Origin of the sequence: Streptococcus sp. 5346 (assembly GCF_013277455.1) — a bacterium.
Classification (GTDB): Bacteria; Bacillota; Bacilli; order Lactobacillales; family Streptococcaceae; genus Streptococcus.
In genome coordinates, this window is the sequence record NZ_VMMY01000015.1 from 1 (window position 1) to 22,645 (window position 22,645).

At 42.3% G+C, this 22,645-nt stretch carries 26 protein-coding genes and 1 pseudogene; 7 read left to right on the plus strand and 20 right to left on the minus strand.

Features of this window, described 5'->3' with window-relative positions; translation table 11 throughout:
- The first annotated feature begins 12 nt into the window (after positions 1-12).
- Positions 13-219: a hypothetical protein gene (locus HT732_RS10415; protein ID WP_240155851.1), complete on the plus strand. Its 207-nt coding sequence runs from the start codon at positions 13-15 to the stop codon at positions 217-219.
- A 75-nt stretch (positions 220-294) separates the two neighbouring features.
- Here HT732_RS10415 and HT732_RS08880 read toward each other — a convergent pair whose 3' ends face one another.
- From HT732_RS08880 to HT732_RS08895, 4 genes are all read right to left on the minus strand, one after another.
- The gene (locus HT732_RS08880) at positions 295-756 is read right to left on the minus strand and encodes an ECF transporter S component (RefSeq protein WP_050390887.1); all 462 of its coding nucleotides are present in this window, start codon (positions 754-756) and stop codon (positions 295-297) included.
- On the minus strand, positions 734-1,507 hold the full coding sequence (locus HT732_RS08885; RefSeq protein ID WP_173254707.1) for a bifunctional hydroxymethylpyrimidine kinase/phosphomethylpyrimidine kinase: 774 nt from the start codon (positions 1,505-1,507) through the stop codon (positions 734-736). The genes HT732_RS08880 and HT732_RS08885 overlap by 23 nt, the downstream gene beginning before the upstream one ends.
- Entirely contained in the window at positions 1,497-2,246 is a 750-nt protein-coding gene (gene truA, locus HT732_RS08890; RefSeq protein WP_173254709.1) for a tRNA pseudouridine(38-40) synthase TruA, read from the minus strand. The genes HT732_RS08885 and truA overlap by 11 nt, the downstream gene beginning before the upstream one ends.
- Positions 2,247-2,345: 99 nt before the next feature.
- Entirely contained in the window at positions 2,346-3,497 is a 1,152-nt protein-coding gene (locus HT732_RS08895; RefSeq protein ID WP_173254711.1) for an MFS transporter, read from the minus strand.
- Positions 3,498-3,632: 135 nt separating this feature from the next.
- Between HT732_RS08895 and HT732_RS10420 the strand changes: the two genes are divergently transcribed.
- Complete coding sequence (locus tag HT732_RS10420; protein WP_240155852.1) at positions 3,633-3,791, plus strand: hypothetical protein; 159 nt, start codon at positions 3,633-3,635, stop codon at positions 3,789-3,791.
- Positions 3,792-3,820: 29 nt separating this feature from the next.
- Here HT732_RS10420 and HT732_RS08905 read toward each other — a convergent pair whose 3' ends face one another.
- From HT732_RS08905 to HT732_RS08920, 4 genes are all read right to left on the minus strand, one after another.
- On the minus strand, positions 3,821-4,450 hold the full coding sequence (locus HT732_RS08905; RefSeq protein ID WP_173226970.1) for a Pr6Pr family membrane protein: 630 nt from the start codon (positions 4,448-4,450) through the stop codon (positions 3,821-3,823).
- A 2-nt stretch (positions 4,451-4,452) separates the two neighbouring features.
- Complete coding sequence (locus HT732_RS08910) at positions 4,453-4,791, minus strand: zinc ribbon domain-containing protein YjdM (RefSeq protein WP_173254713.1); 339 nt, start codon at positions 4,789-4,791, stop codon at positions 4,453-4,455.
- A gap of 130 nt (positions 4,792-4,921) precedes the next feature.
- Positions 4,922-5,593: a (d)CMP kinase gene (cmk, locus tag HT732_RS08915; RefSeq protein ID WP_173254715.1), complete on the minus strand. Its 672-nt coding sequence runs from the start codon at positions 5,591-5,593 to the stop codon at positions 4,922-4,924.
- Positions 5,594-5,601: 8 nt separating this feature from the next.
- Entirely contained in the window at positions 5,602-6,075 is a 474-nt protein-coding gene (locus tag HT732_RS08920; protein ID WP_061425611.1) for an SAG1386/EF1546 family surface-associated protein, read from the minus strand.
- A gap of 51 nt (positions 6,076-6,126) precedes the next feature.
- Here HT732_RS08920 and HT732_RS08925 point away from each other — a divergent pair, with 51 nt between their 5' ends.
- Complete coding sequence (locus HT732_RS08925) at positions 6,127-6,333, plus strand: ferredoxin (protein ID WP_173254717.1); 207 nt, start codon at positions 6,127-6,129, stop codon at positions 6,331-6,333.
- A gap of 50 nt (positions 6,334-6,383) precedes the next feature.
- Here the strand turns inward: HT732_RS08925 and HT732_RS08930 are convergent, their stop codons facing one another.
- The 6 genes from HT732_RS08930 to HT732_RS08955 form a co-directional block, all read right to left on the minus strand.
- Positions 6,384-7,349 carry a glycosyltransferase family 2 protein gene (locus HT732_RS08930; protein WP_173254719.1) on the minus strand — a complete coding sequence of 322 codons (966 nt, stop codon included), beginning with the start codon at positions 7,347-7,349 and terminating at the stop codon, positions 6,384-6,386.
- A gap of 1 nt (position 7,350) precedes the next feature.
- Positions 7,351-8,370, minus strand: coding sequence for a UDP-glucose 4-epimerase GalE (galE, locus tag HT732_RS08935; RefSeq protein WP_173254721.1), 1,020 nt, complete (start codon positions 8,368-8,370; stop codon positions 7,351-7,353).
- Positions 8,371-8,472: 102 nt separating this feature from the next.
- Entirely contained in the window at positions 8,473-9,576 is a 1,104-nt protein-coding gene (locus HT732_RS08940; protein WP_173254723.1) for an FAD-dependent oxidoreductase, read from the minus strand.
- Positions 9,577-9,592: 16 nt separating this feature from the next.
- Positions 9,593-10,390: a Nif3-like dinuclear metal center hexameric protein gene (locus HT732_RS08945; RefSeq protein ID WP_173254725.1), complete on the minus strand. Its 798-nt coding sequence runs from the start codon at positions 10,388-10,390 to the stop codon at positions 9,593-9,595.
- On the minus strand, positions 10,377-11,054 hold the full coding sequence (locus HT732_RS08950; protein WP_173254727.1) for a tRNA (adenine(22)-N(1))-methyltransferase TrmK: 678 nt from the start codon (positions 11,052-11,054) through the stop codon (positions 10,377-10,379). Before HT732_RS08950 ends, HT732_RS08945 begins: the two co-directional genes overlap by 14 nt.
- Positions 11,055-11,155: 101 nt before the next feature.
- Positions 11,156-13,492: a cation-translocating P-type ATPase gene (locus HT732_RS08955; RefSeq protein ID WP_173254729.1), complete on the minus strand. Its 2,337-nt coding sequence runs from the start codon at positions 13,490-13,492 to the stop codon at positions 11,156-11,158.
- A gap of 132 nt (positions 13,493-13,624) precedes the next feature.
- On the opposite strand from HT732_RS08955, the gene HT732_RS08960 reads away from it, so the two are divergent.
- The gene (locus tag HT732_RS08960; protein ID WP_173254732.1) at positions 13,625-14,374 is read left to right on the plus strand and encodes a 1-acyl-sn-glycerol-3-phosphate acyltransferase; all 750 of its coding nucleotides are present in this window, start codon (positions 13,625-13,627) and stop codon (positions 14,372-14,374) included.
- A gap of 43 nt (positions 14,375-14,417) precedes the next feature.
- Here the strand turns inward: HT732_RS08960 and HT732_RS08965 are convergent, their stop codons facing one another.
- The 6 genes from HT732_RS08965 to rpsO all read right to left on the minus strand — a co-directional run bounded on the left by HT732_RS08965 (position 14,418) and on the right by rpsO (position 19,791).
- Positions 14,418-15,110 carry an alpha/beta hydrolase-fold protein gene (locus HT732_RS08965; RefSeq protein WP_173254734.1) on the minus strand — a complete coding sequence of 231 codons (693 nt, stop codon included), beginning with the start codon at positions 15,108-15,110 and terminating at the stop codon, positions 14,418-14,420.
- Positions 15,091-16,101, minus strand: coding sequence for an ABC transporter substrate-binding protein (locus tag HT732_RS08970; protein ID WP_173254736.1), 1,011 nt, complete (start codon positions 16,099-16,101; stop codon positions 15,091-15,093). The genes HT732_RS08965 and HT732_RS08970 overlap by 20 nt, the downstream gene beginning before the upstream one ends.
- Positions 16,102-16,120: 19 nt before the next feature.
- Positions 16,121-16,876 (minus strand): ABC transporter ATP-binding protein, encoded by a 756-nt coding sequence (locus tag HT732_RS08975; RefSeq protein ID WP_173254738.1) that lies wholly within the window; start codon positions 16,874-16,876, stop codon positions 16,121-16,123.
- Position 16,877: 1 nt separating this feature from the next.
- Complete coding sequence (locus HT732_RS08980) at positions 16,878-17,924, minus strand: iron ABC transporter permease (protein WP_173254740.1); 1,047 nt, start codon at positions 17,922-17,924, stop codon at positions 16,878-16,880.
- Between the two features lie 234 nt (positions 17,925-18,158).
- The gene (locus HT732_RS08985) at positions 18,159-18,779 is read right to left on the minus strand and encodes a CadD family cadmium resistance transporter (RefSeq protein ID WP_173254742.1); all 621 of its coding nucleotides are present in this window, start codon (positions 18,777-18,779) and stop codon (positions 18,159-18,161) included.
- Positions 18,780-19,521: 742 nt separating this feature from the next.
- Complete coding sequence (gene rpsO, locus HT732_RS08990; protein WP_001018251.1) at positions 19,522-19,791, minus strand: 30S ribosomal protein S15; 270 nt, start codon at positions 19,789-19,791, stop codon at positions 19,522-19,524.
- 202 nt (positions 19,792-19,993) lie between these two features.
- Between rpsO and HT732_RS08995 the strand changes: the two genes are divergently transcribed.
- From HT732_RS08995 to thrS, 3 genes and pseudogenes are all read left to right on the plus strand, one after another.
- Positions 19,994-20,368 (plus strand): hypothetical protein, encoded by a 375-nt coding sequence (locus tag HT732_RS08995; RefSeq protein WP_173254744.1) that lies wholly within the window; start codon positions 19,994-19,996, stop codon positions 20,366-20,368.
- A gap of 73 nt (positions 20,369-20,441) precedes the next feature.
- Positions 20,442-20,650, plus strand: a pseudogene (locus HT732_RS10570) (hypothetical protein).
- A 40-nt stretch (positions 20,651-20,690) separates the two neighbouring features.
- Positions 20,691-22,634, plus strand: coding sequence for a threonine--tRNA ligase (thrS, locus tag HT732_RS09000; protein ID WP_000608345.1), 1,944 nt, complete (start codon positions 20,691-20,693; stop codon positions 22,632-22,634).
- Positions 22,635-22,645 lie beyond the last annotated feature (11 nt).

The window sequence follows — 22,645 nt, forward strand, 5'->3', positions numbered from 1 at the left end:
ATCTAATACTCAATGAAAATCAAAAAGCAAACTAGGAAACTAGCCGCAGGTTGCTCAAAACACTGTTTTGAGGTTGTAGATAAGACTGATGAAGTCAGCTCAAAACACTGTTTTGAGGTTGTGGATAGAACTGACGAAGTCAGTAACCATATCTACGGCAAGGCGACGTTGACGCGATTTGAAGAGATTTTCGAAGAGTATAAAATCTTCCCACAATAAAACGCATAGTATCAAGGTTTCAACACCTGATACTATGCGTTTTTTCTAATTCTTAGGACTTTCTCCACATCCTCTTTACTTAATCTTCTTGATACTTTGACTAAGAATAAATCCTACAATCATCCCTACCATATTTTGCATGAAATTTGGTAAAATTTCTGGTAGGGCTGCAGTCCAGCCATTCATCAATGTAGAACCCAAGGCGTAACCCCCTACCATGGCAATCGTTGCTAAGATAAGGCCTAACCACTGAGTTTTTCCTTTAAGTCCTGCGAAAAATCCCTGCAAGCCATGGTTGAGCAAGCTAAAGAACATCCACTGAGGGTAGCCTGATAAGAGGTCAATCAAGAAACCTGCTAGTCCTCCGACTACAGCCCCTTCGCGACTACCAAAGTAGAAGGCCGTAAAGAAGACACCCGCATCTAAAAGAGTTAGAATGCCTGTCGGTGTTGGAATTTTTAAGAAATAACCTAGAACCACAGAGAGGGCGGTTAATAGGGATACAAGGGCGATTTTAGTTGTTTTGGTTTGCTTCATATTGTCTTACTCCATACTGATCTGCTTGTGCAATAGCACGATAAACGAAAGCCTTAGAGCTTTCTACTGCTGGTAAAAGTTCATCACCTTTAACCAAGTGACTGGCAATGCTTGAGGCAAAGGTACAACCTGCGCCAGCATTTTGCCCTTGAATGACAGGATTTTCTAGGATAGTAAAGGTCTGTCCATCATAAAAGACATCCACAGCCTTGTCCTGACTAAGGCGATTGCCTCCCTTGATAATGACTGCTGGTGCGCCTAAGTCATGCAATTTCTGCGCTACAGCTTTCATGTCTTCCAAGGTTTTGATTTCCTGACCAGCCAATAATTCTGCTTCAGGAAGATTAGGTGTAATCACACTAACATAAGGGAAAAAACGAATCAGTTCTTGACAGAGTTCACTTACAGCTACGTCGTGTGTTTCCTTGCAGACCAAGACAGGATCCAGAACCACAGGCACTCCTGAGCGTTGTTTGACAAAATCCAATGCCTTCTCAGCCACACTGACAGTTGGTAGAAGACCAATCTTAATTCCTCCAAACTCCACATCACGCAAGCTATCTAATTCATGTTGAAAAATGGTATCGTCAGTTGGAAAGACTTCAAATCCTTTTTCTGTCAAGGCTGTCAAACAAGTCACTGCTACAAAGCCATGCAAGCCGTTCAAGGTATAGGTAGCCAAATCAGCTGACAGGCCACCACCACTAAAAATATCATTCCCAGAAAGTGCTAAAATACGATTATTCTTCATAACGAATCTCCTTTAAATATAAACCATTTGGTGCTGCAGTGGGACCTGCAAGTTGCCTGTCCTTTTTCTCCAAGATGAGGTTAATCTGCTCTACTGGCATGCGGTTATTGCCGATTTTGAGCAGTGTCCCCACCATATTACGAATCTGCTTATACAAGAAACCATTTCCTGAAAAGGTAAAAGTCAAAAACTGGTCTGTCTCATCAACCCTAAGACTAGCTTCTGTAATAGTACGAACCTTGTCCTCTACACTAGTCCCAGAGGCTGTAAAACCGGTAAAATCATGGGTTCCCTCTAGCTTTTTGATTGCAATCTGCATGCGTTCCACATCGAGTGGATAGGGAAAGTGAGTGGCATAGTGACGGCGCATAGGATTTTTGGGACGGCCCCTGTCTACGATAAACTCATAGGTCTTGCTATGCTTGGCATAACGGCAATGAAAATCATCTGCCACAAGCTCAATTGAAATCACATCTATATCTTCAGGAGATTGGGTGTCCAAAGCAAAACGGAGCTTCTCCTCATCCATCTGATAAGGCAGGTCAAAATGAATCACCTGTCCCAAAGCATGAACCCCACTATCTGTCCTACCAGCACCGTGAACAGTGATGGCTTTCCCTTTATTGAGTCTCGTCAAGGTTTTTTCAATTTCTTCCTGAACGCTACGCGCATGGGGCTGGCGCTGAAAGCCAGCAAAGGCGTAACCATCATAGGAAATAGTTGCTTTGTATCTTGTCATAATTTCTATTTTATCAAGAAATTAGTCTGTAAACAAGGGTCTAAAACAAATACTGTCTGGGTACAAAATTCACAAAAAGAAAAACTTAGGAAACCAATCCTAAGCTCTCTTGTGAAGTAGGTACATGACAAAGATAGAGGTTACAATTAACCAAGATCCTAAGATAGCAAAGACCAACATCCCATTGTGAGTTAGTAAGCCAATTGCACCTAGAACGAATGGAGTCGTAAAGGCTCCGAAACTACAGCCTAAAACTGCAAATGAAGTTGCTTGATTGAGGAGTTTAGCTGGAATTCGTTCAGAAACAAGTTGAAAGACCGTCGTCAAGGCTACACTGTAGGCAAAACCAGCCAGAATGCTTCCTGCCACTACCACCCACAAGGATGGAGACAAGGCAATCACAATTTGCCCCAAACCAAAAGTAATACCAGACCAGAGGAGCAGTTTCTCTTTAAAGATAGAAATCAAGAAAGAGAAACTCACACCAGCCACAATCCCGATCAACTGCATGACACTAAGAACAAAACTAGATAACTGGGCATCTCCAAGTCCTCTTTCCACCATCAAACTTGGAATACGGATGGTAATAGCTGTATTGGTACAAACTACCACTGCTGCTTCTATAGCTAGGGTAAAAATCAAGCCTTTCATTTCTCGAGTTAAGTGACTTGCTTCCTTCGCTTTTTTCTTGACTTCTTTCTTTTCTTTTCCATAAGGGACAAAGAGCAGATAAAGGGTCAGCACCAAAAATCCAGCACTATAGGCTAAGAAAGTAGCTGTCCAACCAAATGACAACAACTGGCCGACTGCCAAGGTAATGAGAGAAGCTCCAACAACCTCTGCAGAACCACGTAGCCCTAACATCTGAATTCGCGTTTTCCCTTGATAGCGTTCACTGATAATAGAAATTGCCTTAGCATTAATCATCCCAACACCCAAACCAAAAAGAATCCGTGTTCCAAAGACAAAGGGATAGGCTTGATACCAAAAGGGTGCTGTTCCACTCAGTGATAAAATCAACAATCCCAAACTAATCTGTAATCGCTCAGGAAATATTTTTTCTAAGAAACCATTTAGTAGTAACATAATCATAATTCCAAAGGAAGGCAAGCTCGCCAAGAGCTCAATTTGTTCCTTAGGATAGCCTTGATAATAGTCAAACATGGCTGGCAGGGCACTCGAGATGGAAAAGGATGTAATCAAAACGAGGGAGAGAGCCAAAATACTGGCCCGTTCTAAAAATTGTTTCATGAAATCTCTTTCTATATTTTCTCTTAATCTTCTGTCTCTTTTGATAGTTAGCAAACAAGCAAGAAAAGAAGAAGCCTCTTTAGTGTATAGACTCCTTCTTAAACTCGAAAATGAATCCCTCATATCTTATACTCAATGAAAATCAAAGAGCAAACTAGGAAGCTAGCCACAGGTTGCTCAAAGCACTGCTTTGAGGTTGTAGATGAAACTGACGAAGTCAGCTCAAAACATGGTTTTGAGGTTGCGGATGAAACTGACGAAGTCAGTCACATATATACCCTAAGGCGAAGCTGACATGGTTTGAATTTGATTTTCGAAGAGTATTAGGATGACTTTCTCTTGATTTGCTTGATAAAGTAGAAGATAAATCCTGCCACCATATAGGCAACAAAGATAATCAGACACCACTTGAACACGACATCCCAACCCTTGTTCACATTCAAAAAGAAGTAAGGGAAAGGATTATCCTTGGCATTTGGAATATTGAGTTTTAAAACCAAACCATTAAAGAGAGCAAACATCATATACAGCAAGGGTAAAATCGTCCACACAATTGGATCCCAAATCTTGTATTGACCCTGTTTGTCAAAAAAGAGGGTATCTGCGAAAAACCAGAGGGGAACGATATAGTGGCAAAGGAAATTTTCTAGGGTATAGAAATTAGTCGCAATAGGCGCTAAGAGGAAATGGTAAATCACACAGGTAATCATGATACTCATGGTGACTCCACCTTTTAAGCGCAAGAGACTTGGTCTTTGCCAGTTTTCACCTACACGGCTCATCACCTTTAGGAGATAAAGGGTAAAAATAGTTACCAAGAGGTTGGACAGAACCGTGTAATAGAGAAGCATCCCAAAACCACCATGCTTGGTAATTTCAAGATAAACTCCTGTAAAAGCCGCTAGAAACAAGAAGATACGGCTATAAAATACAAGTTTGTAGTGCTTTGACATACTTAAATCTTCTTCACAAACTCTGATTTGAGCTTCATGGCACCGAAGCCATCAATTTTACAGTCGATATTGTGGTCGCCTTCTACGATGCGGATATTTTTCACGCGCGTCCCTTGTTTCAAATCTTTTGGCGCACCTTTTACTTTCAAGTCCTTGATGAGGGTAACAGTATCACCGTCAGCCAATTTATTTCCGTTGGAATCGATAGCGACAAGACCCTCTTCTACTTCTGTAACCTCAGCAGGATTCCACTCATGAGCACACTCTGGGCAAACCAGTAGGGCACCGTCTTCGTAGACATACTCTGAGTTACATTGTGGGCAATTTGGTAGGTTGTTCATGGTTTCTCCTTATCATCATTCACTATTCTTTGAAAATCAAAATTTCTCGAACAGCAACTATTATACCCTAAAATCAGCATTTTGACAAATTTAGAAAAAAACCGATATCCATCTATCGGCTTTTCTACATCTACATTCTTTTTTCAGCTTCTGCTTTGATTTTTTCAACTACTTCTTGAATGTTCAAACCAGTTGTATCAAGGTATACAGCATCCTCTGCTTGTTTAAGAGGAGAAGTCTCACGATGACTATCCTTGTAGTCACGCGCAGCAATTTCCTCTTTTAGTATTTCAAGGTTTGTTTCAATTCCCTTGGCAATATTTTCCTTGTAACGACGCTCTGCTCTTTCATCTACCGAAGCTACTAGGAAAATTTTTAATTCTGCTTGTGGCAATACAACAGTTCCAATATCGCGGCCATCCATGACAATCCCGCCTTGCTGGGCGATTTTTTGTTGGAGAGAAACCAGTTTCTCACGCACTTCAGGAATCGCCGCAATAGCTGAAACATGATTGGTCACTTCATTTTCACGGATAGGATGGGTAATATCCACATCTCCTACAAAGACAAGCTGTTCCCCAGTTTCTGAACGCCCAAAACTAATTGGATGCTGGTCCAACAAGGCTAGAAGGGCTTCGACTTCTTCTACTCCTAACTGGTTCTTAAGAGCCATATAGGTTGCCGCACGATACATGGCACCTGTATCTAGGTAGGTGTATCCAAAATCCTTGGCAATAATCTTTGCGACCGTACTCTTACCACTTGAAGCAGGGCCGTCAATAGCAATTTGAATAGTTTTCATATCAACTCCTATTTTATTTTGACAACATCACCTGGATTAGCAAACCAAGATCCTGTAGCCATATGCCCAGGATTCAAGGCCTCTAACTGAGCAATGGAGATTCCTGCACGAGCGGCAATAGCTGCTTCCCCTTCTCCTGCTAGAACTTTAATCGTGCCTTCAGGATTAGTAGCTTCTTCTGAACTACTAGAAGTAGATTCTGGCTCTGAACTCTGCTCAGGCTGGGAACTGCTTGAAGATGAGACTTGTACTACACTTGCATCTGAATCATGAAAATCTTTCAAGGCTGCCGTGCGATTACTCCCCCCCGTTGATAGATAGATAAGAACAATAATCATCACGACTACAATCACGAAGAAAATACTAGCTAAAATCGTCAAGACACGATTGGCCACTACATCTCTGCCTTGAGTTCTCTTACGACGCTCTGCTCTTGATTCTTCTTGATCATAAATATCTTCTTGCCACGGTTCTTTTTCCATACCCTACTCCTTGTTTTTTTTTACTTTTCTTATTACAATATAAATATGAACATGAAAATCACACTTATACCTGAACGATGTATCGCCTGTGGACTTTGCCAAACTTATTCTGATTTATTTGATTACCACGATAATGGAATCGTGCGTTTTTACGATGACCCTGACCAACTGGAAAAAGAAATTTCTCCTAGTCAGGATATCTTAGAGGCTGTTAAAAATTGCCCAACTCGCGCCCTGATCAGAAACCAGGAAGCCTAAATCAATGGCGATAATCCACTCCCTCTAGTTTAGCATATTTCCATGTAAAATTATAGTCTTTTCACTTTATTTTTTTCTGTAAAATCAGGAAGGTCACTTTTTTCTTTGATAAGATAAAGTGGTCTTTTTTTAGTCTCTAAATAAATCTTACTGATATACTTGCCGAGAATTCCAATGGTCAAGAGTTGAATTCCCCCAAGAAAGAGAATGACAGCCATCAGAGAGGTCCAACCTGATGTCGGATTGCCCAAAATGAGGGTCCGAACCACGACAAAAAAGGTCATTAGTAGAGAAACAAAACAAGATAAGAGACCAGCCACAAAGGCGATAATCAAGGGAAAATCTGAAAAATTAACAATCCCTTCAATGGAGTAAAAAAAGAGTTGCCTAAAACTCCAACTGGTCTTGCCAGCCTGCCTTTCGACATTTGGATAGTCCAGATAATGGGTTTTAAAGCCGACCCAGGCAAAGAGTCCCTTAGAAAAACGATTAGACTCGGTCAAAGCTAAAATAGCATCGACTACAGACCGTCTCATCATGCGAAAATCACGGACACCTGATGGCAAGGCTACTGGACTAATTTTTTGCATAAGGCGGTAAAAGAGATTAGCGCAGAGACTACGTAAAACTGGTTCTCCCTCCCGACTGGTCCTGCGTGTTCCAACACAGTCCAAGTCTGCATTCTGGTCTAGTAAATTTTTCATCTCAAGCAACATACTCGGAGGATCTTGGAGGTCTGCATCCATCACCACCACCAAATCTCCTGTCGCATATTGCAAGCCTGCATAAAGAGCTGCTTCTTTCCCAAAATTTCGAGAGAAAGAAAGATAATGCACTGCCGGATTTTGTTCCCGATAGGCCTTTAAGAGTTCCAAGGTCCCATCACTTGATCCATCATCGACAAAGACATACTCGATTTCTGTTTCCAAGTCAGGAATCAGAGCTTCCAGAGCCTGATAAAAAAGAGGAAGTACTTCCTCTTCGTTTAAACAGGGGACAATGATTGACATCACCATCTTAGTCTTCAAATCCATTTGGATGTTTGCTTTGCCAACGCCATGCGTCTTCACACATTTGGGTGATGCCTAATTCTGCTTCCCAGCCCAGTTCTGCTTTGGCTTTTGCAGGATCTGAATAGCAGGCTGCGATATCCCCTGGGCGACGGTCTACGATGCGGTAAGGAATTGGACGTCCCACTGCTTTTTCCATATTTTGGATAATTTCAAGAACTGAGTAGCCTTTCCCTGTTCCAAGGTTATAAACGTTTAGGCCTGAACCTTTTTGGATTTTTTGTAGAGCTGCAACGTGACCTTTAGCCAAATCGACAACGTGGATATAGTCACGAACACCAGTTCCGTCTTCCGTATCGTAATCGTCTCCAAACACTTGCACTTGCTCTAATTTTCCAACGGCTACTTGAGTCACATATGGCAAGAGATTGTTTGGAATACCGTTTGGATTTTCTCCCAAATCACCACTCTCATGGGCTCCGATTGGGTTAAAGTAACGAAGCAAGACCACATTCCATTCTGAGTCTGCTTTGTAAATATCGGTCAAAATTTCCTCAAGCATAAGCTTAGTGCGGCCATATGGGTTGGTCACTGAAAGTGGGAAATCTTCCAAGATTGGCACGGTATGAGGATCTCCGTAAACTGTCGCAGAAGAACTGAAAATGATGTTTTTACAGTTGTTTTCTTCCATGGCTTTTAGAAGACTGACAGTTCCAGCGATATTATTGTCATAATAAGCAAGAGGAATACGAGTAGATTCACCGACAGCCTTCAAACCAGCAAAGTGAATAACACCTGTTGGTTCTTCTTGTTTGAAAATGTCACAAAGAGTATCTGTATCACGGATATCAGCCTCATAAAAAGGAACTTCAACTCCTGTAATTCTCTCAACAACTTCTAAACTTTTACGGTTGCTGTTGACAAGGTTATCCACCACAACAACCTGATGACCTGCTTGGATTAACTCAATAACAGTGTGGGTTCCGATAAAACCAGCTCCACCCGTTACTAAAATCTTTTCTTGCATCTTTTTTCCTCGATTCTCGGATCATTTTTTCTTATTTTACCATTTTTGATAGGGAATGTCATTTGCCATCCTAGAAGCTAAGCTAAAATTTCAGTAAAATATTTATTCGATTTTTAGTCGTTTGACATAGTTTTCAATTGGGTAGTTTGCTGGGTCTAAGGTCATTTCCCTACTTTGGACCAGTTGAGCTAGGTGGTAACCAATGATAGGACCCGTTGTGAGACCTGATGAACCTAGTCCACTGGCTGCATAGACACCTGCCAATTCTGGCACCTGCCCAAAGAAAGGTGAGAAATCACTAGTGTAGGCACGGATTCCCACACGCTCACCAGCTCTGGTAGCTTCTACTAAACTAGGATAGCAAGGCAGGGCTGCCTCCTCCATTTGTTGGAGTAAGGTTTCATCTACCGTCAAGTCAAATCCCATGTCATTTTCATGGGTAGCGCCTAGGGACAATTTCCCACCTGCAAAAGGAATCAAATCCCACTCCCCTTCTGGCATAACAACAGGGTATGATTCTATATCTTGGGCCAGCTGATAATCTCGGAGTTGTCCTTTCTGAGGACGAACATCTACATCATAACCCAAGGGTTCTAATATGTGACCCAACCAAGCTCCCGTTGCCAAAATAACCTGATCAAACACCTCTTCGCCAATCTGGTAGCCTGATGATAGAGGATGCAGACTCACTTTTTCTTTGACCAGCTTGACCTGACTGGCTTCCAGCAAACGAGTCACTAAGAGTTTGCCATCTACTCTCGCTCCACCAGAAGCATAGAGCAGGCAGTCAAATCCCTGCAAACCAGGGAATAATTCATTTGATGATGCTGGGTCCAGAATGGCTAACTGGCCTATCAAGGGAGATTCTTCTCTACGCTGGAGGGCTAGTTGGTAGAGTTCTTCCAACTTGGACTCATCCTTTTTCAAGAGAAAAACTCCCGAACGCTGGTAAAAGTCGATTTCTTGCCCTGACTTCTCTAAATCAGCTAATAAATCCACATAAAAGTCAGCCCCCAAGCGCGCCATTTTGTACCAAGCTTTATTGCGGCGTTTGGAAAACCAAGGACTGATAATTCCTGCTGCGGCCTTGGTAGCTTGCCCTTGTCCATGGTCAAAAACGGTCACCTCTAGGTCACTTTCTTTCGAGAGGTAGTAGGCAGCTGTGGCACCTACAATCCCTGCTCCGATAATGGCAACTTTTTTCATTGTTTTCACTTTCTAACTAGATATGGTGGAAAGGATTGGTCGAGGCTTGACTAGGCAAGATATCAATATCCCAGCCCTTTTCTTCCTTCCATTGAGTAAGGAGTGCTGCGATTTTTTCTACAAACAGCACTTCTATATAGTGACCTGGATCCAGTGCTAACAGGCCATCAGACAGCATATCCTGGGCAGTGTGGTAGTAAATATCACCAGTGATATAGACATCCGCTCCTTTAGCTAAGGCATCCTTATAGAAAGACTGCCCACTTCCACCACAGATGGCCACTCTTGAAATAGGCTTCTGCAAGTCATTCTCTTGATAATGCATCAATCGAAGACTATCTAAACCAAAGACTTGCTTGACATGCTGGGCCAATTCCCCAAATGTCTGAGGCTGAACATTCCCAATACGACCAATTCCACGTTCTGGACCTGTCTCCTGTAGATAAGTCGTCTCCTCGATTCCTAGCATCTGACAGAACCAATCATTGAGTCCATTTTCAACGATGTCAATATTGGTATGGCTGACATACACTGCAATGTCATGCTTGATCAGATCAATGTAAATCTGATTTTGTGGACGGCTAGCTACCAAGTCCTTGATAGGACGGAAAATCGGCGCGTGCTTGACAATAATCAAGTCCACACCCTTTTCAATGGCTTCAGCCACCGTTTCTTCACGAATATCCAGAGCCACCATGACCCTTTGGATATCCTTGTCTAAAGTTCCAATTTGCAGGCCACGACTGTCTCCCTCCATGGAAAATTCCTGAGGGCAAAAGGCTTCATACGCGTTAATCACTTCACTTGCTAGCATGGAGCACCTCCTTGATGGCTTGAATCTTATCTGCTAGAACTTGACGTTCTTCCAAATTTTTTTCAGGAATTTGTCCGAGGGCAAACTCTAGCTTAACAACTTCTTTTTGCCATTTTTGGACAAAGACTGGACTGATCTCTTTGGACAAGAAAGGACCAAAGCGGACATCGCTGGCTGATAACTTCATTTGTCCTGCTTCCACCACCAAAATCTCGTAAAACTTGCCAGCTTCTTCTAAGATGCTTTCAGCTACAATCTGAAATCCGTTCTCTTGTAGCCAGATACGCAAGTCGTCTTCACGATTATTGGGCTGGAGAATCAAACGTTCTACATTAGCCAGCTTGTCCAAGCCTTCTTCTAAAATCCTAGCAATCAAACGGCCTCCCATACCTGCAATGGTGATAACCGATACTTGGTCAGCCTCTTCAAAGGCTGCCAGCCCATTGGCTAAACGGACTTGGATTTTCTCCTTTAGACCGTGAGCCTCAACATTTTTGACAGCAGACTGATAGGGACCTTCCACCACCTCACCTGCAATGGCGCTTTTGATTTGGCCTCTTTCGACCAACTCGATAGGCAGATAAGCATGGTCACTCCCCACATCTAGTAAAATTGCTCCCTGTGGCACAAAGGAAGCCACTAATTCTAATCTCTTTGAAATCATTTTCTCTCACTTTCCAAAACTCTATTACCTCTTATTATACCACATTTCAGCTGGCAATCTTGTACCTAAAAAGACCGCAATCCACAGATTGCAGCCTTTCTTTATTTTCTGGCTTGATAGCGACTAGTCAGGATGAAAATCACGGTAAAGACCAACATCATGACACCATAAACAGGTAATGTTTGTCCTGTTAAGGTCGAAATTTCAAGCAGTTTTTGGATTCTTGGGAAGAGAGCTGTGGCTAGGAAGCCTCCTACTGACCAAACAATCAAGAGGACACGCCATAGGGTAAATGGCATGCAGGCTCTAAATACGGATAAGAAACCAATTGACCCCAAGAGATAATAGAGTAGAGTTGAGATTTCTAACTCAGACCAACCTTGGCTACTTCCAAATATTTTCACAAAAAGAACGCTGAAGACGACCATGAGAGCGCTTGGTAGAGCACGAAGCATAGATCTTCTGAGGAAATTTGGCTCAACAGGTTTGATATTTCGCTCAAAAGTCAGAACGAATGGTGGGAAACCTTCCACGAACTGGTCAATCATGGTAATCTGGATTGGAATGAAGGGGAAAATCAAGATCCACTCAGACCGTCCCAGAAGAGCACTGGCAATACAGATGACTGCGAGCAAGAATGAATAGATGGTCTTTATCAAGAAAATCGGGGCGATATGGGCAATGTTATTGACCACGCGACGACCTTCAAAGAGAATCTCAGGAACATCATTGAAGTCAGAGTTCAAGAGAACCAGATTGGCAATCTGACGAGTCGCAGGATCTCCCTCAGCCATCACGATAGAACAATCCGCCTCACGAAGGGCCAAGATATCATTAACTCCATCCCCTGTCATAGCTGTTGTATGCCCTGCTTTTTTCAGAGTTTGGATGATGAGTTTCTTTTGATAAGGGGAAACACGTCCGAAAATAGCTGTCTCTTCAGCCATAGCAACCAATTCCTCATCCGTGATTTTGGAGCAATCTACATAGCTGTGGTAGTCCGCAAAACCAGCCTTCTGTGCAATGCTGGATACCGTAACTGGATTGTCCCCAGAGATAATCTTGAGCCCCACTTCCTGAGAACGGAGATAGTCCAGCGTCTCTGCTGCTCCCTCCCGAATGGGGTCCAAGATTTCCAGCAAGGCTAGAGCCTGAATATCAGATGGTTTTTGTGGTTTGTGATGGTCTAATTTCTCCTGACTGAGAGCTAAGACCAAGACGCGTGACCCTCTCTCCAAGGCCTCTCTGGCTTCTGGGACCTCAGAATCCAGCAACATCTCAGGTGCCCCTAAGAAAACTGTCCCCAGACCTTCTAACTCCATGGCTCCCCACTTGCGGTCGCTTGAGAAAGGCAGATTAGAAATCATAGGATAAGTAACTTCTCCCACAAAACGCTTTCGAATAGCTTGAGCTGTTGGATTTTTATCCTCACTGTGAGCTATGTAGCTGGCCAAAATGCTGGCAATAACCTCTTCACCGTAAGTTTCCGTCAGTGGAAGAACAGCCTCCACCTGCATCTTTCCTTGGGTGATGGTGCCCGTCTTGTCCAAACAGAGCATATCCACGCGCGCCAAGGTCTCAACAGAGTACATCTCCTGCACCAAGACCTTTTTCAAGCCCAACTTAATCACTGCAGTCAATAGCGAAGTGATGGTCAAAAGGGCAATTCCCTTGGGCAACATCCCCAAAAGGGCTGTCGATGAATTTACAACAGATGACTTGAGAGGCAAGCCTTTTAAAAGCAAGGCTTCTAGCAAAAGAGCCAGACCAAAAGGAATGATAATCTTTCCAGTAAAACCTGCTAACTTGTCCAGCGATTTCATAATTCGGGAGTTGATGGGTTTAACGGTCTTGGCTTCCAGCATGAGTTTGGCAGCATAGTTGTCTGCACCGACATGGTGAACTTGAGCTAAAACTGACCCACTAGCTAAGAAACTTCCTGACAAAAGCAAGGCATCCACTCCCTTTTGCACCAAATCACTTTCCCCCGTCAACATGGCTTCATTAACCTCCGCAAAACCTTCCAAAACCAAGGCATCACTGGGAATCTGCTCTCCAGCAGACAGACGAATGACATCTCCTAACACCAATTCTTCCGGATTCAGAGTCACTTCTTGGCCATCACGAATGGTTTTGACCTTTTCCTTGGTCATGAGATTGAGCTTGTCCACCATGTGTTTAGCCCGTAGCTCGGTCACAATTCCAGAAAAAGCGTTAAAACAGATAACGGCAAAGAAGACCAGATTGCTCCAAGCCTGCACAAAGGCAAGGGCCAAAGCGATGGCAAAGTTCAAAGCGTTAAAAAGGGTAAAGACATTTCGTTTAACGATTTGCCAAGTACTGGTACTGGCCGAAGCAGTAAAATCATTGACCAAGCCCTTAGTCTGTCTTTCCGCGACTTCTTTTTGGGTTAATCCCATAATCTTATTTTTATCCATAAACTCTATCATATCATTTTTTCTAAAAGAATTCTAATCTCACCCCAAATATGCACCTAGTCAAGGGAAAAGTTTGCCAGCCCTCCTTTGATAAGGTATAATAATAACAAGAAAATAATTGAAGGAGATCGCATGTTTTATACTTATTTACGTGGATTAGTTGTCTTGCTCCTATGGTCCATCAATGGCAATGCCCATTATCATAATACTGATAAAATTCCTAATCAAGATGAAAATTATATTTTGGTTGCGCCTCACCGCACTTGGTGGGATCCAGTTTACATGGCCTTTGCGACCAAACCAAAACAATTTATCTTTATGGCCAAAAAAGAGCTCTTTACCAACCGTATCTTTGGTTGGTGGATTCGCATGTGTGGTGCCTTTCCTATCGACCGGGAAAATCCTAGCGCTTCTGCCATCAAATACCCTATCAATGTTCTCAAAAAAAGTGATCGCTCTCTCATCATGTTTCCAAGTGGGAGCCGTCACTCAAACGATGTCAAGGGTGGCGTAGCCTTGATTGCCAAAATGGCCAAGGTCCGTATCATGCCGGTTACCTACACCGGTCCCATGACCTTGAAAGGCTTGGTTAGCCGCGAGCGTGTCGATATGAACTTTGGGAATCCAATCGATATCTCAGATATCAAAAAAATGAATGTTGAAGGCATTGAAACAGTCGCCAATCGTATCCAATCAGAATTCCAACGTTTGGACGACGAAACGAAACAATGGCACAATGATAAAAAAACAAACCCACTCTGGTGGCTTATCCGCATACCTGCTCTCATCCTTGCCATTATCCTCGCTATCCTAACCATCATCTTTAGCTTTATCGCAAGCTTTGTATGGAATCCAGATAAAAAGAGAGAAAAACTTGGTTAAATAAATACAACAATCCCTTGGCAAAAGCCAAGGGATAATTCTTTTATTCGATTTTCCATTTTTGAGCCAACCAGCTGGAAAAAGCTAAAAATCGTTCAACTACTTGTTCATGGTGTTCATAAGGATCAAAGACAAACTGGCCGTTCGGATAGCGTTTCTGAAGACTGGTATGGATCTGCTCAGCATAGGCTGGTGCTTGAGCCAAGCGATTAGTATGGTGTGATCCTTCTGTTTGACCATTCTGTAAATACAGCAAACAGTTTAGATTTTTCACTGTCTCTTCCTTGCAGTAAGCCACAAAATCAGGATACCAAAAAGAACCGCAAATAGAGAAAACAGAAGAAACCTTGTCAAAGCTGAAAAGACTGTAAACCGCCGCCAAGCCACCTAGTGAATAACCTCCGTAGGCAAGGCGTGCTTCATCCAGTCGATAAAGCGACTGCAACTTGTCCAAAAGACCTCCAAATAAATGATCATGATAGACCTTGGCCTGACCTCCAAAATCTGGAGCTCCCTCTCTCAGGGCAGCTGCCTTCCAGGGAGTGTAGTCGTCTAAGCGATTTTTAGAGGTCAAGCCCACTAAAATCACAGATTCGGAAAGGGAGGATAGGAAATCCAAGTTTCCATCATTCAAGAGAATCGCTGGATAGGTTTGATTGGGGTCGTAGTTAGAAGGAAGGCTGATTTTAACTTGAATTCCTTCCCAATCAAACTCATTATTTATTGATAAAGTCATTGATTTTCTCAAGGGAATCAATCACTGCTGGACCATAGTCCATCAATTCATCGTAAGAGATGGTCATGATTTTTTGATTCTTTATAGCAGGAACGCTTTCCAAAACAGCATTTGCCTTCATCAACTCTACTGCTTTTTCATCCAATTTTTTATTGCGGTCGCTGGTTACATAGATAATCAATTCAGGATCCATTGACACGAGATTTTCCAAGGTCAAGCCTGATGTCCCCGTAGCAACGTTTGTATAACCAAGTTGGTTCAGCAAACTTTCTTGCAAAGCAGACTTGTAGGCACCGAAGGTTTCATCATTATAAGCAACCATAATCAAAGCCTTTTTCTTTTCACCTTGGCTTGCTGGATTTGCTTTCTTAACAGCGTCAATTTTAGTTTGTAATTGAGCTGCATATTCATTGGCCTTGTCCTGAACATTGAAAATCATTCCAAGATTTTTGACATCTTCTACGATATTCCCCAAATCTTGCTGAATTGTTGAGAGAGAAGCTTTTTGAGTATAAACTGGGATTTTGTTTTCATTCCAAGTGCTAACTGTCCCCAAGGATTTTTCAGAAAACATCATGTTTCGTCCCATCACAGCGTCTGGCTCATAAGAAAGGACTGTCTCTTGTGAGACTGTTTTTTTATCCCCAATTTGAGGAATAGTCGCAATCGCGTCCTTGTATTTGTCCGTCACAGCATTGTCTGGATTGAGCATGCCAGCAATTTTATCCTTCAACCCCAACTCCAATAAGATTTCAGTGGTTGAAAGATTGTTGGTGATAACTTTTTCAGGTGCCTTTTCAAAAACTTGTTCGACTTCATTTCCTTTAGCATCATAAGTTTTGACCGTTAGCGGATAAGTCGTCTCTGCGTTAGCCTTTTGACTTGTTTCTGTGCTAGATTGTGTGGTAGCTTTTTCTGTAGCAGTATTGCCACAAGCTGCCATAGTTAAGGTAGCTACTGTTACCAGTAAAATGCTTAGTGTTTTTTTCATCTTGTTTTCCTTTTCATTCTTATAAATAGTGAATCATAGCTTGCTGATCCTCGGTCCAAGTCACCTGACTTTGAACTCCATATACAGTTTGCAATGACTCAGGGGTGATGGTCTCCTTTGGAGTCCCTTGGTAAAGGATTTCCCCCTCTTTCATCAGATAGAGATAATCCGAATAGCGACAAGCAAGTTGAATATCATGTAGGACAGCTAGAACATTGACCTTGAGATTCTTCACAATAGCCAACAAGTCTAGCTGATACCTGATATCCAGATGATTGGTTGGTTCGTCTAGGAGTAAGAGAGTCGGTTCTTGCGCCAAGGCGCGGGCTAACAAAACTCGCTGTTTCTCTCCCCCCGACAGGGACGAATAGAGACGAGTTTTTTTCTCGAGCATATCCACCTTAACGAGGGCATCTTGAACGAGTGTAAAATCTCTTTCCCTTTCCTTCTGTAAAAAAGAGAGGTGGGGAGTTCTTCCCAGCAAGACGATTTCCTCAACTGTACAATCAAACTGCAGCTGGTTAAACTGGGTGACAACTGCCATTTGCTTGGCTGTTTCTTTGAGCGTCCATTGTTCCAGAGGCTTTCCATCTAGGCTTATCAAGCCTTTGTCCACCTTTTCCTGACGATAAAGGAGTTTAAGTAGACTGGTTTTCCCGCTTCCATTTGGCCCTAATATCGTGTGAAATTGATTCCCTTCAACCTTAAGAGAGACTCCTTTGAGGATTTTTTTCTCTCCTAGTCCAAAGTGGATGTCCTGACAAATCAAGTCCATATCAGACCCTCACCTCCCTTCGCCTACCTCCAACAATGTAGATAAAGAAGGGAGCACCTACCAAGGCTGTGAAAATACCAATAGGAAGCTCTGCGTTTGGAATGATGATACGGGAGAATACGTCTGCCCAAATGACAAAGAGGGCACCCAGCAAGGTTGCAACAGGAAAAAGCCTCTTGTGATTCGTTCCTACTAACCCTCGAGCTAAATGTGGAGTAATCAGACCAACAAATCCAATAATCCCACAGGTTGCTACTAAGACTGCTGTTAGCACAGCCACCATGGTCACATAAAGATACCAATAAAAGCGTAAGGGAATCCCCAAAGTTAAAGCAGCCTCATCTCCCATCATCATCGCATTGAAAACACGATACTGAGTAGAGAAAAATAGAAAGGCCATTCCTACCACTATAGTTGGCAGGACCAAGTCTGCCCAGGAAGTCCCAGCGAGCGAACCCATTGTCCAAAACTTAATAGTCATCACACTGTCCGCATTAGCTCCAACTGAGATAATAAAGTTGGAAAAAGCCAGAAAGAGAGCGTTGACCACCGTTCCTGATAAGATCAGACTGGAAGTCGTCATCCTTCCCTGCATAGAGGCAATGATGAGGACAGCAATTGTTGCCAAAATAGCTCCAAGAAAAGCTCCAAGGCTAATCATCACTTTTAAACCAAGAATGATGCTCAAGGTTGCCCCTAGAGTTGCACCAGCAGAGATTCCTAAGACATAGGGCTCAGCGATGGGATTGTTTACCGTGGACTGCATCACACTACCACACATAGAAAGGCCTGCTCCTACTATCAGACCTAACAATACTCGAGGGAATCTCATGTTCCATACAATGGCAAGAGTAGACTTGGAAACCTCTCCTATCTCAAGAGGAAATCCCAACCTGCTCAAAATAATCCGATAGGTATCTCCTAGATTAATCGCAACAGATCCCATTGAAACTGCTAGAAAGAGAGAAATCCCTAAAATACCTAGCAAAATAACTAAAAGTAACACAAATTGCTGGTCTTGTCGGCTTCCAGAAAATTTGGAAAGCATGCAAACCTCCTTTGATAGAATCTTAAAAATTTAGAAAATTCTCATGAAAAGTATACCATATTTTCAACAATGGAACAAGATGAGAAAAATAAATATAGTTGGTCTTACAGTGCTAATAATCGTAACCGAAGATTATACTTGAGTATATCGAGGTAAAGTGACAACATAAAAAGCCCTCTGAAAATCAGAGAGCCAATTTGAGCTCGGGATAAAATCCTAGTGAAACAAAAAAATCTACACGGTCAGAAAAGTCTCTATCGTGCCATTTTCATACATGATGTATAGTCCAAGTAGAATGAATACTAAGGGCACAATGATTCGCTCGTATTTTTCAATTGTCTCGAATATTAAGGGAATAGAGGATAACACCCGACTAATCTCGCATAAGATAATTATGCCGATTACAAACACAAGCAAGGCCACGAAGGTCTGTGACCAATCTAATGAAGCAAAATAAGGTATATAGATACCTAAATTATCTCCGCCAGACGCAATTGTTAGCAATGTAACTGTCCAAAACAGTTGATTTGCCTTGCTTTGTTCTAATCTTTCAATAATTTCTTCCTCTTCTTCCTCTTCTTCCTCACCTTCTCCAACAATTGCAAAGCGAATCCCTAAATAGATAGGGATTAAACCAAGCAATCCAACCATCCATTCTTCAGGCACGAAATTAACGACATAAGCAGCAACTAAACTCGCCCCTACAAGTAAGCCTGTGCCTAGATATTGCCCCGCATAAATATGCCATTTTTGTTTATTCTGTGATAGCTGTGCAAATAAAATAAATAAAATAATTAAATAATCGATACTGGTGGAAATATAAACACCAATAGCAGATATGATTGTCTGTCCCATAAAAAACCTCCTGTATTGGTCAGTAATAAATCAGCAGATTTTAGGAGAGCACAGACACATTAATTTAGCTATCGCTAGTGGGTAATGTCGAACATAGGAAAGCATTTTACTCCTCCTCAAAACGTAGTTACAAAGTAATTTCTAACTGGAATTCGGTGACTACTTCCATGTAAAGTATAACATACTATACTTTACTTCGTAAAGTGTGGGCTCTCCGAAGGGGCTTGCAGACAGCTACTAGGCTTTTCAAGCCGAGTAGCTGCGCATCCTTATGGTGTCATTAGCTGATACCATTTGAGGTTTTTGTAGTCTCTAAAATTGTGACCGATAAAACTGAAAACAAGAAAAGTATTGGCTCTTGCGGGTTTTTGTAGTCTCCAAAATTGTGACCGATAAAACCTCAATAAAAAAGCCCTCTGAAGTCCGAGAGCTGATTTGAGCCCGGGCTAAAATCCTAGTGAAAAAGATGAAACTCCTTGTGTTCATCGAACACTGTGTCATTTCCCTATTTTCATACGGATTTCTTACGCCCTTAGCATCATGATTCTTGCTGGATAAAACGTTTATAGACTAGACGGCGAGGAGAAGATTGTACAAAATTTTTAGTGAAACAAAAAAATCTCCCCGAAGGGAGATCATTCTGGTTTATTTTACCTTACAGTGCTAGGAACCGTAACCGAAGATAATACTTGAGTATATCGAGGTGCGGTGACAACGCAATGTAAGTGGAAAATAAAGCAGATTAGCGACGAAGTCCTAGAGAGTTGATCAACTCACGGTAACGGTTAACGTCGTTTTTACGCAAGTATGCAAGCAAGTTACGACGGCGACCGATTTTCTTCATCAATCCACGGTAAGTAGCGTGGTCTTTTTTGTGTTGTTTGATGTGTTCGTTAAGGTGGTTGATTTCCCAAGTAAGGACAGCAACTTGAACCTCTACTGAACCTGTATCACCTTCGTGACGTGCATATTGTGCGATGATTTCATTTTTTTTCTCTTTTGAGATTGCCATGATGTTTCTCCTTTTTATTTGGCTTCATCCGAGTGACAGGTTGGCATGCCTGTAACCAAGAAGAAGTTATTTGTCTTTACGACAATCCCTATTCTACCAATAACTAACTTCTTTGTCAACAGATTTACTTTCTTGTTTTAAATATGCTATAATAATCATAGCAAGAAATCCAAGTTATCTGTTTTTAAACGAGGTGATTATCATGCCTAGATTCTATTCCCATGTCCCCTACTATTTGGTCGTATTTTTCTTTTATTGGCCATTTTATGAGTTGTTATCACTAATCATTTCTGACCCCCTTTTGCTCAAGAGTCTCTACGTAAATAATATTCTCTTCTTTACACCTCTGGTAATCTTGATTGTATCGTTACTCTATAGCTACCGTTTCCGTTTCTCTCTTTGGTGGTTACTGGGGAACGGACTGCTCTATTGTTTTACCATCATTACTTTCAGAGAATTTATCCTTCCCTACTTCCTAGCCTATGAAGTCTTTGCCATAGTTGGTATGGCTGTCGGTGCCGCTATTAAGAATCTAGTGCAAAAACTGAAAAACAAAAAACTTTCACAAAATCCTTGAAAAATCTCACAATCATGCTATAATAATCCATAGAGACAAGTCACTTAGTCCCTTTCTACTAGAGAGTGCGTGGTTGCTGGAAACGCATAGAGAGCCTAAACTGATACTACTCTTGAGTTTTTTATGAAAACATAAAACGGTGGCCACGTTAGAGCCAATCAGAGGTGTCCCTCTTTTTTGAGGAACATAAATGAAGGTGGAACCACGTTGCGACGTCCTTTCGAGGATGTCGCTTTTTGTTTTTCTAGCTTTCACAATTCTCTATCCCTGTTTTCAGAATAGGGTTAACACATTCGTCAATAATATAAGTAAGGAGAACATCATGATTAACATTACTTTCCCAGATGGCGCTGTTCGTGAATTCGAATCTGGCGTTACAACTTTTGAAATTGCCCAATCTATCAGCAATTCCCTAGCTAAAAAGGCCTTGGCTGGTAAATTCAACGGCAAACTCATCGACACTACTCGTGCTATCACTGAAGATGGAAGCATCGAAATTGTGACACCTGATCACGAAGATGCCCTTCCAATCTTGCGTCACTCAGCCGCTCACTTGTTTGCCCAAGCAGCTCGTCGTCTTTTCCCAGACATTCACTTGGGTGTTGGTCCAGCCATCGAAGACGGCTTCTACTACGATACTGACAACACAGCTGGTCAAATCTCTAACGAAGACCTTCCTCGTATCGAAGAAGAAATGCAAAAAATCGTCAAAGAAAACTTCCCATCAATTCGTGAAGAAGTGACTAAAGACGAGGCACGTGAAATCTTCAAAAATGACCCTTACAAGTTGGAATTGATTGAAGAACACTCAGAAGACGAAGGTGGTTTGACCATCTACCGTCAGGGTGAATATGTAGACCTTTGCCGTGGCCCTCACGTCCCATCAACAGGCCGCATCCAAATCTTCCACCTTCTCCATGTAGCAGGTGCTTACTGGCGTGGAAATAGCGACAACGCTATGATGCAACGTATCTACGGTACAGCTTGGTTTGACAAGAAAGACTTGAAAAACTACCTTCAAATGCGTGAAGAAGCTAAAGAACGTGACCACCGTAAACTTGGTAAAGAGCTTGACCTCTTCATGATTTCTCAAGAAGTTGGCCAAGGACTTCCATTTTGGTTGCCAAATGGTGCGACTATCCGTCGTGAATTGGAACGCTACATTGTCGACAAGGAGTTGGCTTCTGGCTACCAACACGTCTACACTCCACCACTTGCTTCTGTTGAACTTTACAAGACTTCTGGTCACTGGGATCATTACCAAGAAGACATGTTCCCAACTATGGATATGGGTGATGGGGAAGAATTTGTCCTTCGTCCAATGAACTGTCCGCACCACATCCAAGTCTTCAAACACCATGTTCACTCTTACCGCGAGTTGCCAATCCGTATCGCTGAAATCGGTATGATGCACCGTTATGAAAAATCTGGTGCCCTCACTGGTCTTCAACGTGTACGTGAAATGTCACTCAACGACGGTCACCTCTTCGTTACTCCAGAACAAATCCAAGAAGAATTCCAGCGTGCTCTTCAGTTGATTATCGATGTTTATGAAGACTTCAACTTGACTGAATACCGCTTCCGCCTCTCTCTTCGTGACCCTCAAGATACTCACAAGTACTTTGATAACGATGAGATGTGGGAAAATGCACAAACTATGCTTCGTGCAGCTCTTGATGAAATGGGTGTGGACTACTTTGAAGCCGAAGGTGAAGCAGCCTTCTACGGACCAAAATTGGATATTCAAGTTAAGACCGCTCTTGGAAAAGAAGAAACTCTTTCTACTATCCAACTTGACTTCTTGCTTCCAGAACGTTTCGACCTTAAATACATCGGAGCTGATGGTGAAGAACACCGTCCAGTTATGATCCACCGCGGAGTTATCTCAACTATGGAACGCTTCACAGCTATCTTGATTGAGAACTACAAGGGTGCCTTCCCTACATGGCTTGCACCACACCAAGTAACCCTCATCCCAGTATCTAACGAAAAACATGTGGACTACGCTTGGGAAGTGGCTAAGAAACTCCGTGACCGCGGTGTTCGTGCAGATGTAGATGAGCGCAATGAAAAAATGCAGTTCAAGATCCGTGCTTCACAAACCAGCAAGATTCCTTACCAATTGATTGTTGGAGACAAGGAAATGGAAGACGGAACTGTTAACGTTCGTCGCTACGGCCAAAAAGAAACACAAACTGTCTCAGTAGATGATTTTGTTCAAGCTATCCTAGCTGATATCGCCAACAAATCACGCGTTGAGAAATAAAACAATCACAG